The following is a 13313-nucleotide window of genomic DNA, read 5'->3' on the forward strand; positions in this document are numbered from 1 at the left end:
TCTAATTCGCATCCTTTATAAAACTTTTAAAAATGAATCATTAGTGGAGTAAAAACCCCACTGATGATTCATTTTATAATACGCCCTCTTTAATTTTCAATTGTTGCGTTGCAAATTCACGATACATATCATGTGTCTGTAATAATTCATCATGTGTACCGCTTCCTGTAAGATTCCCTTTTTCTATAAAGATAATTTTATCTGCATCCACAACAGTAGAAAGTCTATGTGCAATAACTAATGTTGTTCTGCCTTTCATTAAGTTATTTAACGCTTTCTGAACGACAGACTCTGATTTACTATCTAGACTGGAAGTTGCTTCATCTAACATAAGAATTTGTGGATTTCGAAGTAACGCTCGAGCAATTGCAATTCGCTGTCTTTGCCCTCCAGAAAGCTTCACACCACGCTCTCCAACTTCTGTTGCATATCCGTTTGGCAAATCATGAATAAATGCATCAACATATGCCATCGCTGCTACTTTTTCAATTTCTGCATCAGTCACTTCACCCTCAACACCGTAGCAAATATTATCACGAATTGTCCCATCAATTAACGGACTATCTTGTGAAACGTAACCAATTTGACGTCGCCATGATTGCAATGAATAACTCGTAATTGAGTCTTTTCCTAATTTAATGGCACCGCTAGTTGGCTCGTAAAAACGTTCTAATAGTGAGAATAACGTCGTTTTCCCGCTACCACTTGGTCCTACAATCGCTGTTACTTTTCCTGATTCAATTGTGAAATCAATATTCTTTAAAACTTTCTCTTCTTCGTTATACTCAAAATGTACATTTTCAAGAACGATTGGCTGCTTAGCATTTGTGACTTTCACACCAGTTTCATGATCTTCTACTTCATATTCTAAAATTGTATTAATTCTTTCCGTTGCACCAATTGCCTTTTGGAATTGTGTAAAGAACATAGATAATTGACTCATCGGCATTATAATTTGAACTAAATATAAAATAAATGCTACTAGTTCTCCTGTTGTTAATGCACCGCTAGAAACTCGCATTCCACCATACCCTACGATAATAACAAGTAATGCCATTAAAACAAACGACATAACTGGTGAAATTAACGCTTGCACTTTTCCCTCTTTCAAGCCAAATTGTAATAGCTTTTCAATACCTTTATTTCCAGTTTCATATTCCTTTTTTTCTGTGTTCGAAGATTTCACTAAACGAATTTCTGATAATACTTGTGTTAATACACTAGTAAAAGAAGCCGTTTCATCTTGAAGTGCTTTTGAAATCTTATACATTTTTCGTCCAAGTGGAACTAAGATGAGTACTGATAACGGAATAACCGTTAAAAGTAAAAGTGTCATTTTCCAATCTAAAACAAATAGTACAATTAATGATCCAACAATTGAAATACCGCCTGTTAATAAATTTGACAAATGCTCAGAAATTAACGTTTTCACAACTCCTGTATCATTTGTCATACGGCTAATTGTATCGCCTGTTCTATTTTGATCATAATAAGTTACCGGTAAAATAAGCACCTTTTTCCACAAACGTTCTCTCAGTCCAGCTACAATCTTCTGTCCTATATAATTTAGTAAATATATAGACAATCCCGCGGCTATAGTTTGCATAATAAAGAATGCAATTAGCCCAACAATTTGTCCTGTACTAATTGACGAAAGTGAAAAATTATCTACTAAGCCCTTCGTTAACATCGGTATAAATAAACTTGCTCCAGTAGAAAGTAAACTCATTAATAACGCAAAAGCAAGAATCCCCTTTGGAGGATTTGTATCTTGAATAAGGCGTAAAAACTGCCTCCAGCTCCCTTTTTTCTCCATCTCATTTCTAACTTCCATTTTTGTTCATCTCCTCGTGTTCAACCAAACTGTTCTTTCTAAAAGTAGAATACAATACAAATGTAAACTGAATGTAAACACACTTTTTCTGTTTTTACAAAATATACATACAAACGCATCTTTACAACAGATATAAACATCTGATATTATTACCTGGTGCTTAATATTATTCTATGTGAATTATAGATAACTAATTTACAATACTGTATAAATCTCCCGTTATTGAAAGGAGTATCCTTTTTGCAAACAAATATACATTCCGAAAAGGAAACAATCATTTTTATTCATGGATTAGTCGGCAATCGTCGTGCCTTCAAAAAAGAGCATAAGCGATTTTCCGCCTCTTACAACATTATTACTTATGACTTATTAGGTCACGGCGACGATAAAGGAGAAGCTATCGAATTTTCATTACAGCGCCTCGTAGATCAACTATTGAAATTATATGAAAAAGAAGGTATTACAAAAGCTCATATTTGCGCTCTAAGTTATGGCTGTTATATCTCTACAATTTTTGCACAAATGCACCCAGAAAAAGTATTAAGCATTTGTCATATTGGTGGACATTATAATAATCCATCCCTTTTATATAACGTATTTCAAAAATTTTGGGAGAAGCGCGGAGACGAATACTCTAAATGGCTCTCTCAATATGCAAATACCATTTTTCCAAGTGGCATACTAAAGGCAAATCCGTTCGCAGTCATTTCAAGAAATATTTATTACCGTTTCGGATTGCAATTACATTCATCAATTATTTCCCAATCATTACGGCATCGTTTAGAATTCGATTTAAAATCTAAATTAAAATCACTTCCCCACCCTATATTATGGGTAATGGGTGAACATGATCATCTCTATAAATCTTGTCTTTTTGATTTAAAGTCCGTTCTTCCTAACGTTTTATATAAAGAAATACCGTTAGCAGGACATGCAGCAAACTTATTTCGTCCCAACTACTTTCATGACCTATACGCTCGATTTTTAAATGGGAAGTTACAGTAAAAACTACTACATTCCCAATTTACTCAACTATAAAAAGGCTTCCCAAGTTTCCCTGGAAAGCCTTTTCTCTATACGAAAAGTATATAAACTACTTTTTCTTAGTATGCTTTTGTGTAACCTAACATGTGCTTGCTCCAGTAAGAGTTACTTACAGAACTAATACGTACACCAGTTGCATCAGTTTCTGCACTAATGAACTGACCGTTTCCTAAGTAAACACCCATGTGAGAAGGACCTGATTTATAAGTATTTTGGAAGTATACTAAATCACCTGGTTGTGGATTGCTAGTTTTTGTTTTAGAGCTCCAGTATCCAGCAACTGTTTGACGAGCGCCTTTATGACCAGTTTGATTTAATACGTAGTGAATGAATCCACTGCAGTCAAAACCAGCAGGTGTTGTACCAGCAGTTCTGTATGGTGAACCATTTAATGATCTAGCGAATCCAGCGATTGAAGATGTATCTCCACCTGTTGTTGGTTTTTGTACGTCTTTACCTGGTTGTTGAACGTTATTTGTAACGTTATTGTTATTTGTAACGTTGTTTACTCCGCCTTTTACAAACTTAACGAAGTCTGCACTTACGTAACCTGTACGGCCGTTATGGTTAATTTTGTACCAACCATTTTCAGCGCCAGTAACGTTTAATACTTTACCTTGTGTTACGCCACCGATTACAGCGTTGTATGTAGCTGGGCCTGTACGTACTTTTAAAGCACCAGTGTTAACAACATAAGAACCACCAGTTTGAACTGTAGTAGTATTGTTGTTTGTAGTTGGTTGTTTTGTTTCGTTAGATACAGCAGAACCACCTTTTGTTACGAAGTCTTTGCTTACGTATCCAGTTCCACCATTGAAGTTGATTTTAAACCAATCTTGTACTTCTCCAACAACTTGTACTGTTTTACCTTTATTTACAGAGCCTAATACTGTATGAGATGTACTTGGGCCTGTACGTACGTTTAGTGAAGAAACGTTTACTGTGTAAGTACCAGTTCCTTGTTGAACAGTAGTTCCTGTTTTACCACCAGTCGTTACGAAGTCACCACTTACATAACCAGTTTGACCGTTTACAGTTACTTTGAACCAACCGTTTTCTTGTCCAATTACTTGTAGTACTTGACCTGATTTCACTTTAGAAATAACGTTATGTCCTGTACCAGCACCTGAACGTACATTTAATACATCAGCTGTTACCGTGTATTTTAATTCAGAAGTTGTTTCTACCTTTTTTGTTTCAGTTACAGTCGTTTGAGTTTGAGTTTGTCCATTAATTTCTTTTAGCGCCTCATTTGAAACTTGTGCCTGAGCAGAATCCATACCTGGAACTGCAACACCCACTACAGAAGCTGCTGCTAAACCTGCAATTACTTTTTTCATAAGTTGTCTTTACTTCCTTTCCCTACTATCCTCTTAAAAAAACTTATAAACTTAATACATTACAATATTATCAAAGTAAAATATTCATTAAGTTCCATTTTTTAACAAGAGTTTTATTTTTCACACAGAGTTCATTTTAAATGAATGAAGTGAATTCCGTGTGAACTTCATGTGAACTTTACCATTAAACTTATTGTTTTTGCAATGCTTTTTTCAATTCTCTTATGTATTTCATTGAAAATTCGACATTTCATTCATTATCTTAATATACATTTTCTATCCACTTTGAAAAACTCTATTCATCGAATCCAATGCAAAGAATGTATTTTCTAGTAAAGTCCCTTACATAAAGCATACTCTTATCATGACAAAAAATGCTTTTTTAATCAATAGTATAATATTTTCAGAAAACTTTTTTTGATACTATCTATCACTTATAAAAGATTTGACGATTTGTAAGATTTAACTTCAAAAATTTTGTTCTAATTTGGCGAAAACACACACCACTTCCTATTTTTCACTAACTATGGAATTTATAGGATATTTATATTATCATATATATAGTGGTATTTTAACCAATACAAATTTTATTTACCCTACACTGAAACCTATGGAACTTTTACAGGGCGGTACATTGAATTTTGAGATGGAAGTCTTATTGCCCGCAAATAATGGGATTAAAAAAGGAGGTATATTTATGAAAAACATAATAGATGATCCTATAAATAAAAATATAGAATTGTACTCTGCTTTTTTTCAATTCGTTTCAATTATTACCTTACAAAAAATATCAACTATTGAAACACGTAAAAACGAATTAAAAGATCAGATGAAAAATTCCTATCAAAAAAATCCTTATTACTTATAAAAGGTGAACAGGTTGTATCCCTGTTCACCTTTTATCTCGCATTATTTATAAATTTTCACACGATTTTCTAAAGGTTGGTATTCTTTTTCACCTGCAGGTACCACCGGTTTACCAAACGGCATTTGCGCAGTAAGTTTCCAGCTTTCTGGAACTTCCCATTCTTTTCTCACTTCTTCATCAATTAATGGATTGTAATGCTGCAATGTAGCACCAAATCCTTCAATTTCTAAAGCTGTCCAAATTGCAAATTGTAACATTCCTGAGGATTGCTGTGACCACGTTGGGAAATTCTCTTTGTATAATGCAAAGTTTTCTTGCAGTTCTTCCACTACTTGACTGTCTTCAAAGTATAAAACCGTTCCATAACCACTTTTAAATGCATTCATTTTTTCTTCAGTAGATGCAAAGTTATTTTCAGGTACAATTTTTCGTAACGTTTCTTTCGTAATATCCCATAACTTATCATGTTGTTCTCCTAGCAAGACGACAACGCGGGCGCTCTGAGAGTTAAAAGCTGAAGGTGTATGTTTTACAGCATGATAAATCACTTCTTGAATTTTTTCATCAGAAACTACTTGCTCTTTACTAATCGCGTAAATAGATCTTCTGTCTTCAATTGCTGTGTAAAAATCTTTTGCCATCATAATTCCCTCCAATTTTCATTTGAGGCTTTTTCATATGTATACATCATGTTCCGCCTCTTAAAACTTATCATTAATAAGCTTCTAACTTTATACTATCAACAAACAATAATAAACTCAAATAATAACACTCACATTTTTTACCTTTTTACTTCCTAATACTAACAATAAAAAGGCAATTTATTGTTACCGATAATAAGTAACAACAAATTGCCTTGCTTATATGATGCTCCAACTCAGTATTTCACTTAATTAACTAAGCCAAAAGCATAAGACATTAGCTTGTTCGTCTCTGTAAAACGCTGCGTTTTACCTTTCGTTCCCATTACAACAGTAATAATACGAGTATCACCTTGTTTTGCTGTACCCGTAAAACAATACCCCGCGCTATCTGTAAATCCTGTTTTTAATCCGTCTATTCCTTCTATATATAAAGCTTTATTATTTTTGTTTAACATATCATTTGTACTTATAACATTAATATTATTAAATGCTAACTGACTTTGACGTAAGTGAGTCACTTCTAATATTTCTGGATAGTCTTTTATTAGATGATACGCCAAGTTTGCTACATCAGCAGCCGTCATCTTCGTCTCACTTCCATCAGGTTCTTGTAGTCCTGATGCATTTGCGAATTTAGCATAATCCGACATTTTTAACTCCTTCGCTTTTGCATTCATAAGCTGAACGAAATCTTTCTCCGTCTTAGCCATATGTTCTGCTAAAGCTACAGCCGAATTATTTGCCGATTCAATCATTAATGCATGGTACAAATCTTTAACAGTCAATGTGTCATTCACTTGGACTGGGATTCTCGCACCCTCTGTTTGTGCCGCTTTCATACTCATTTTCACCGGATCTTCCCAGCGAACTTTCCCATTATGTACATTTTCTAATAGAAGATACGCTGTCATCATCTTAGACATGCTTGCTGGCGCAAAAGCTTCTTTTTCATTATGTTGATAAATAACTTCTCCATTACTCGCATCAATAATCATAGCTGCTTTTGCATCAATTTTCGGTGGTATGTACTTTGGTGGCACTACTTTTTCAGCTAATCCTGTTTTAGGTAGTTCTGCCACCTGTAAAGGTTGTCCCTCTATATTTGTTGCACTCTTTTGAGTTCCTTGGAATAAGAACCAACATATCCCTAAAATAATGACTACTAGGATCGTCAGCCTTCCCCATTTTAACCGCTTCATTTCAAAACTCCTTTAGCAAACCTTTTATACACTCACGTTTAACCATAACAATAATTACTTTATATCGTCAAGGTAAAAAGCATATTTATTCATCTAATACATTTATGTTACACTAATAATACCGAAATATAAGAATATTCAATGATAAATATTAGAAACTCATAATTCAATAGAAAGGATTCTTACGATGCTACTTCCAAAACCATTAAAATACGGAGACACAATCGGCATTTATTCGCCCTCTTCACCAGCAACCTACACTTCTCCTAAAAGATTTGAAAGAGCGAAATCTTATTTACAACAGAAAGGATTTCACATATTAGAAGGTTCACTAACAGGTCGATATGATTATTATCGCTCCGGCAGTATACAAGAGCGTGCCGAGGAACTGAATGCTTTAATAAGGAATCCCTACATTTTACGGTCCGGCACTCGTCCCCTCCTTTGGAGAATTTGAGCCTTTTGTAGATTATACATACAATTATTTTGTAGAAACATTACTACATGATCAATCGCTTCCTTACAACATAAAACAGCCTTTATTTTGGTCAGATGAATTTATTAATTGGGAAGTGAAAACGAAAGAAAAAGAACTTAAACCAAATAATTGGATTTCCGTAACAAATGGACAAGCTACTGGACGTATTATTGGAGGGAACTTAAATACAATAGAAGGAATTTGGGGTAGTCCTTATATGCCATGTATTCAAAATGGGGATATTTTATTTATTGAGGATAGTTCAAAAGATGCAGCTACTATTGAAAGAAGCTTTTCATTACTTAAAGTTAACGGCGTATTTGATAAAGTTTCAGGTATTATTCTTGGAAAACATGAGCAGTTTGATGATTGTGGTACAAATCGCAAACCTTATGAAATATTATTAGAAGTACTGCAAAATCAAACAATTCCTTTATTAGCTGACTTTGATTGTTGTCATACCCATCCGATGATCACTATGCCGATAGGTGCTCAAGTGAACATGGATGCAACTAATAAAACAATACATATTTTAGAACAATGGAAGATATAAAAAAAACACTTATATTATAGGAAGAAAATATTATAAACTTTTCCATTAGAAAACATAAAAAAGCTCCGTTCATCACAAAACGGAGCTTTTTATTATTGTCCTAAATTTTGAACCTTCTCTTTCAAATCACGAACTTGATCAATCGTCTGCATAAGCTCAGAGTTTTTAAATTGCTCTACATCCACTTTTCCTTCTTCTATCTTCGTCATTGCCGTATCAATTAATGTATTTAACTTTTCGTTATATCCGACGATTTGCTGATGAAGATCCTTTGCTACATCAGGTGGTGTTAATTCATTGAAAGCGGGTATATCTTGTTTAATTTCACTAAGCTTCGTTTCTAACTCTTTTCGAGCTTCGCTATCATTAACAGCCTTTTCAGCTAATGCTGGTGCATCATTTGCAAATGCACTTATTTCATTTACATAGTCTGTCGCTTTTTGAGCATAATCTATGGAGTTCTTTCCTTGCTCTACTAGTGAACATCCCATTAAACCAATTGAAACTATAAATACTAATAAAATTGATTTGATTTTCATTTTAGACTCCCTTCGCCTTTATAATTGTCTGCAATTTTCTCTATGCATAACTTCTAGCTAAATTACTTATAACCTTTTTCAAATAGCTATTTACCCTCTTACATGCCCTATTATCGTTACAGCATCTATTTCTATATTTACGCTAATAATATCTTCAATTATATCCATATATCCTTGTCCTATAGCTGTTCCATAGTGTAATGTAAGCCCCTTCTTTTCATACACTGACTTTGGCACCGAAAAAATAAACCTCCTCAAGTTACTTTCATCAGCTGGTTCCATAATTAAAACAATCCCATCCTCATCAAACATATATGCTCGCCCTCCAACTTTACATTCACTATGGCTCAGTATTGCCTTTGTCAGCTAAATTTAAAACATAATAAGTTAAGATACAACTTTGCTGTATCTTAAAAATAAAAAACATTAATTCTTTTTTGTTAAGAATTAATGCTTTTTAAAAAATCATTTTCTGACTCTAGCATCTTTTTTTGACGAGGTTTTATTTTTTTTACGGGAACTCCAGCATAAATATACCAATCATCTAAACTCTCCTTTACCATACTCATCGCACCAACTGCTGTGCCTTCTCCTACAGTTACATTTGGAAAAATAATAGAATCAGCACCAATAATCGTATGCTTTTTTAAAATAACTTTTCCTGTTTTCACATTCCTATATTGATTCGGGACAGTTGGCCCCATTAATGTATTTCCACTGAAATCATCTAGTACTGCATATACGATTGTTTTAGCTGAGATATTTGCAAAGTCATACATTTCAATCCCAACTTCCCCTCCATATAACGCTGTATACGCTGATATATGCGAATAACTTCCAATTGTGATTTTACCACTTAAAATACAAAAATCATCAATTCTTACATTATTACCAACTGATATAACACCTGGATTATATATACTTGCTTTTTTACTAATCAATACATTTTTCCCAACAGATAAAAATCCAATTTTCTTTAGCTCTTCTTGACTATAAAAACTATTCATCTGCCGACACCACCTTCTGCCCTAAACAGATTACAATTTGTTCTACTATTTCTTTCGTCATTCCTTCCCATAAAGGTAAACTTACTATTCGTTTGGCTATTTTATTCGTTTCTATTAAATCTGTAGACTTATAAGTTCTAAAAAGAACTTGTTGGTGGCATGATGGTGAAAAGTATAATCTAGCTTCTATTTTCTGTTTTTTCAGTTCTTCTATTACTTGTATGTTGTGAACTTCTTCCGGACAAAGAATAGGCATAAATTGTTGAATAACTGCTTCTGTCTTTTGGAGTTTCCATCCTTTTTTCATTAATCCATTACTTTGTAACAATTGTTTATACCATTCAGAAATACGGGTGCGTTCTTTTAATTTTTGATTCCATTTTTTCATAGTCGCAATCCCAACAGCTGCCGCATATTCAGACATTTTACAATTAAACCCCATCATCGTACATTCACGATTTTTATCAAATCCGAAATTACCCATTCTTTTAATACGTTGTATATCTTCTCCCTTTTTACTATATATGAGCCCTCCTTCACCAATTCCGAACGGCTTTGTTGCATGAAAGCTATATACGATCATACCACTAAAATCCTGACCGTAATGCATACTTCCATTCATTAACCCAAATCCCGGTGCCGCATCTACGACAACCGGAATACCCTTTTTCTCTAATTCTTCATATTTTTCTAAGTCCATCCATGATCCAAAAGTTGCGTACGGGACAACAATCGCAACCTCTTCTTTTAATTCTTCAATCTTATCCCAAAGTACTGTTTTATCCATATACCAATCATCTATTGAAATATCAATAAAATAAGGTTCCAATCCACACCAAATAGCCGCTAATGGAGTCGCAGGGAATGTAAAACTAGGCATGAGGGCATATTTTCCTTTTCTTCTTTTCTTAAGTTGAATAGCGGCCATTAACCCTAATGTTGCGTTTGCCACCGTTGTAACAGCGCCCCTGTTCTGAAAAAATTCCGACATAATTGTTTCTTCAAAACGTTGATTTATAGGTCCATAATTCGTATATATGTGAGATGTATCAATTTCCTTCAATTCGTCCAAATACTCAATTACAGGTACAGTTGAAGCACGCAAAAAAGGAATATTCTCCATATCTATCTATTCCTTCCTATCATTTTCGGACAATATAGAGCGTATCTGTTTCAGATAATCCAAATTTCCTAGCACTTTTCATTCCTTTTCTTTCAGCTACGTTATATAATTCCACCTTAAACCCTGCATTCATTAATCGTTGAATGAATCCCGATTGATTATAAATTCTCACATGATCTTCTTGACCAAAAGCTAATTTTCTCAATTGTGGTGTTACAATTAATTTATTTTCTATAATAGAATCTACATTCATTACGATTGGTACTTGAATAATTCCCCATCCATTTGGCTTTAATACTCTATATAACTCTCGCATTGCTTTGTCATCGTCAAGAACGTGTTCTAATACATGGCTACATAAAATTACATCAAAAGTATTACTATCATATGTAATGCTTGTAACGTCAATTTCCTTCATTAATGGATCCTTTGGTTCTATATCCCCACATACATACGTAATATTTTTATACTCGTTAAACCAATCTCTTAACTTCTCTTCAGGTGCAATATGAAGCATAGTGTATTCTCTACTTAACAAGTCCGTTTCCATTTCAATGTACGCACGATACAACCTTTCACGATCCATTGAACTACAAACTGGGCATATCCCTGTATCTTTATTCCACATCTCAAATTTATATTTCGGAAAATCATAATGTGCTGGCCAAGGTGAAAATTTTTCAAATTGCTGATTGCAATATTGACAATAAAAAGATTCTTTCTCAAACATATGAGCGACTAGCTTGTTTAACCCTTTTTTTATCTTTTCATTATAAATTTGATCTAGTTCCCCATTTCTTACCGCATCCTTAACTATAAATCCCGCATTTTCTAAACAATAAGATAAACTCTCTTTATAATCTCTCTCAGAACTTAAAAATCCACTATTATATGCATCTATAATTAATTCAATCCACTCTTCAATTGTCATTAAAATAAAATGTATTTGTTTTTGATTTTGTCCACTATGTTGTCTAAAATAACTAAGAGGTTCTTGTATATAAACTACTTTTCCTTTCCTCATCATATCTAGCCAAGTTGCAATGTCATTAATAGAAGAATAAGCCTTTCCTTTAAAATACCCAAACTTCCCTTCAAACAAATCTCGATTAAACAGAACAGTTGTCGGCTCACCAACTATATTTTTTAAATTTTTTAATATGTAATTTCCTAATTCTTTTCCTTCAAAAAGTGTAGTTTCTTTCGCAATTTTCATATTCAATGTTGAGGGTGGTAATATCTCTCCATTCTCATCAATCAGTTCACGATATGACGTCACAAATGAAATATTTTCTAACGTCAAAAAGTATTTCATCATTCTCTCGATCTTTTCATGATGAAATAAGTCATCATCTAATAAAAAGTTTATATAATCCCCGTTCGCAAGTTCTATACACTTATTAAAGTTTTCAGCAACTAACGGAGTTTCATTTTTAGCATATGTAATACACTCATATTCACGTAAATACGGTTGAATCATAGCATTAACTTCATTATTTGTACTGTCGTCAGAAATAATAATTTCAATATTTTCATATGTTTGATTCAGTGCGCTATTGAGCGCTAATTCCAAGTAATAAGGTCTATTGTACGCGGGAATAAGTATACTTACTTTTGGTAAAGGAGAATTATTATTTATATGTTGTTTTTTCTTTTCTATGTTTATTTTCTTTCTCCTAATTTTTTGATAATAGTCTAATGTATACAATATCGATGATGGAACTATCCTTCTTGCATAATCTAGAAAATTAGTTATCGCTTTGTCTAATTCTTTTTCGTCGGATAAGAAACCATATTTTTTTCCTGCTATAATACTATGTGAAAAATCTTCTAACCCATCCATCATTTTATTAGATTCATTTAACTGTTGATCTGGATGTAATCGAAAGTAACTAAGTGTCTCTGCTATATATACTGCTTTTCCTTTACTTAATAAAGATAACCATGAAGCTATATCTACGTTACATAGATACCGCCTCTTATCAAAAATCCCATACGGTTCTTGTAAATCATTTTTACGAAATAAAACTGTTGTCGGTTCTCCGATATAATTTTTTTGATCCACAATTACCCTATTTGCTAATTCTGTTCCCTCTATAATCGTATCCTTTTCAAATAAACGGACAGTTGAATAAATATGTCGTAGTTCTTGCCCTTTATCATCAATTACTTGGCGATGAGATGTTACAAGCTTAATTTCATTATCTAGATCATTCAAAAAATACTTCATCATTTTTTCAATTTTATTCACGTGAAATATATCATCATCCATTAAAAAGTTTACATACTCACCGTTCGTTTCATTAAATAACATTAGCGCATTTTCAAATTGTCCGAGAGTTGACCTGTTTTTTATATAAATAATATTTGAATGATTACATAAGTATTTTTGTAACACCTTTTCTGTTTCGTCATTCGTACTATCATCTCCAACTATAATTTCTATATTAGGATACGTTTGTTCTAACACACTACATAATGCCTTTTCAAAGTAGCGAGGTCGATTATACGTAGGAATTAACACACTTACCAACGGAAGTTGATCTACCACCTCTACAGTTCTTTCAATATGTGTTCTCATTTTACTCTCTCACCTCTTCGCATATTATTTGTATACGCGATGCAAAAATCACATTACTTTAACTGTATGGAGCCTATATACTTTTATGCAAATATGAATCGAA

11 protein-coding genes and 1 pseudogene are annotated in these 13313 nt (G+C 33.2%); 3 read left to right on the forward strand and 9 right to left on the reverse strand.

Annotated features, from left to right (window positions below; genetic code table 11):
• Positions 1 to 73 precede the first annotated feature (73 nt).
• A complete protein-coding gene (locus tag DM800_RS02200; RefSeq protein ID WP_147786307.1) occupies positions 74 to 1834 on the reverse strand; it encodes an ABC transporter ATP-binding protein in 1761 nt (586 codons plus the stop codon).
• Positions 1835 to 2074: 240 nt separating this feature from the next.
• On the opposite strand from DM800_RS02200, the gene DM800_RS02205 reads away from it, so the two are divergent.
• Entirely contained in the window at positions 2075 to 2839 is a 765-nt protein-coding gene (locus DM800_RS02205) for an alpha/beta fold hydrolase (protein WP_088063066.1), read from the forward strand.
• 98 nt (positions 2840 to 2937) lie between these two features.
• Here DM800_RS02205 and entFM read toward each other — a convergent pair whose 3' ends face one another.
• On the reverse strand, positions 2938 to 4218 hold the full coding sequence (entFM, locus tag DM800_RS02210) for an enterotoxin EntFM (RefSeq protein ID WP_000755539.1): 1281 nt from the start codon (positions 4216 to 4218) through the stop codon (positions 2938 to 2940).
• Between the two features lie 697 nt (positions 4219 to 4915).
• Here entFM and DM800_RS02215 point away from each other — a divergent pair.
• Positions 4916 to 5086 (forward strand): hypothetical protein, encoded by a 171-nt coding sequence (locus tag DM800_RS02215; RefSeq protein WP_048543210.1) that lies wholly within the window; start codon positions 4916 to 4918, stop codon positions 5084 to 5086.
• A 41-nt stretch (positions 5087 to 5127) separates the two neighbouring features.
• Here the strand turns inward: DM800_RS02215 and DM800_RS02220 are convergent, their stop codons facing one another.
• Positions 5128 to 5730, reverse strand: a complete 603-nt coding sequence (locus tag DM800_RS02220) for a nitroreductase family protein (RefSeq protein WP_170968397.1) — start codon at positions 5728 to 5730, stop codon at positions 5128 to 5130.
• Positions 5731 to 5975: 245 nt separating this feature from the next.
• The gene (locus DM800_RS02225; protein ID WP_087982905.1) at positions 5976 to 6929 is read right to left on the reverse strand and encodes a D-alanyl-D-alanine carboxypeptidase family protein; all 954 of its coding nucleotides are present in this window, start codon (positions 6927 to 6929) and stop codon (positions 5976 to 5978) included.
• Positions 6930 to 7116: 187 nt separating this feature from the next.
• On the opposite strand from DM800_RS02225, the pseudogene DM800_RS02230 reads away from it, so the two are divergent.
• A pseudogene (locus tag DM800_RS02230) lies at positions 7117 to 7960 on the forward strand (S66 family peptidase).
• Between the two features lie 92 nt (positions 7961 to 8052).
• Here the strand turns inward: DM800_RS02230 and DM800_RS02235 are convergent.
• The 5 genes from DM800_RS02235 to DM800_RS02255 all read right to left on the reverse strand — a co-directional run bounded on the left by DM800_RS02235 (position 8053) and on the right by DM800_RS02255 (position 13210).
• Positions 8053 to 8499 (reverse strand): DUF6376 family protein, encoded by a 447-nt coding sequence (locus DM800_RS02235; protein ID WP_000695207.1) that lies wholly within the window; start codon positions 8497 to 8499, stop codon positions 8053 to 8055.
• Positions 8500 to 8589: 90 nt separating this feature from the next.
• Positions 8590 to 8811 (reverse strand): hypothetical protein, encoded by a 222-nt coding sequence (locus DM800_RS02240; protein ID WP_087982911.1) that lies wholly within the window; start codon positions 8809 to 8811, stop codon positions 8590 to 8592.
• Between the two features lie 128 nt (positions 8812 to 8939).
• On the reverse strand, positions 8940 to 9506 hold the full coding sequence (locus DM800_RS02245) for an acyltransferase (RefSeq protein WP_088608624.1): 567 nt from the start codon (positions 9504 to 9506) through the stop codon (positions 8940 to 8942).
• Positions 9499 to 10629 (reverse strand): aminotransferase class I/II-fold pyridoxal phosphate-dependent enzyme, encoded by a 1131-nt coding sequence (locus DM800_RS02250; protein WP_147786308.1) that lies wholly within the window; start codon positions 10627 to 10629, stop codon positions 9499 to 9501. Before DM800_RS02250 ends, DM800_RS02245 begins: the two co-directional genes overlap by 8 nt.
• 19 nt (positions 10630 to 10648) lie before the next feature.
• Positions 10649 to 13210 (reverse strand): glycosyltransferase, encoded by a 2562-nt coding sequence (locus tag DM800_RS02255; RefSeq protein WP_147786309.1) that lies wholly within the window; start codon positions 13208 to 13210, stop codon positions 10649 to 10651.
• Positions 13211 to 13313 lie beyond the last annotated feature (103 nt).

This window comes from Bacillus sp. AY18-3 (assembly GCF_008042305.1).
GTDB lineage: Bacteria > Bacillota > Bacilli > Bacillales > Bacillaceae_G > Bacillus_A > Bacillus_A wiedmannii.

Bases quoted from the DNA above. Each gene is read 5' to 3' on its own strand.
- DM800_RS02200 (WP_147786307.1), bottom strand. From the start codon at position 1,834: ATGGAAGTTAGAAATGAGATGGAGAAAAAAGGGAGCTGGAGGCAGTTT.
- entFM (WP_000755539.1), bottom strand. From the start codon at position 4,218: ATGAAAAAAGTAATTGCAGGTTTAGCAGCAGCTTCTGTAGTGGGTGTT.
- DM800_RS02215 (WP_048543210.1), top strand. From the start codon at position 4,916: ATGAAAAACATAATAGATGATCCTATAAATAAAAATATAGAATTGTAC.
- DM800_RS02220 (WP_170968397.1), bottom strand. From the start codon at position 5,730: ATGATGGCAAAAGATTTTTACACAGCAATTGAAGACAGAAGATCTATT.
- DM800_RS02225 (WP_087982905.1), bottom strand. From the start codon at position 6,929: ATGAAGCGGTTAAAATGGGGAAGGCTGACGATCCTAGTAGTCATTATT.
- DM800_RS02235 (WP_000695207.1), bottom strand. From the start codon at position 8,499: ATGAAAATCAAATCAATTTTATTAGTATTTATAGTTTCAATTGGTTTA.
- DM800_RS02240 (WP_087982911.1), bottom strand. From the start codon at position 8,811: ATGTTTGATGAGGATGGGATTGTTTTAATTATGGAACCAGCTGATGAA.
- DM800_RS02245 (WP_088608624.1), bottom strand. From the start codon at position 9,506: ATGAATAGTTTTTATAGTCAAGAAGAGCTAAAGAAAATTGGATTTTTA.
- DM800_RS02250 (WP_147786308.1), bottom strand. From the start codon at position 10,629: ATGGAGAATATTCCTTTTTTGCGTGCTTCAACTGTACCTGTAATTGAG.
- DM800_RS02255 (WP_147786309.1), bottom strand. From the start codon at position 13,210: ATGAGAACACATATTGAAAGAACTGTAGAGGTGGTAGATCAACTTCCG.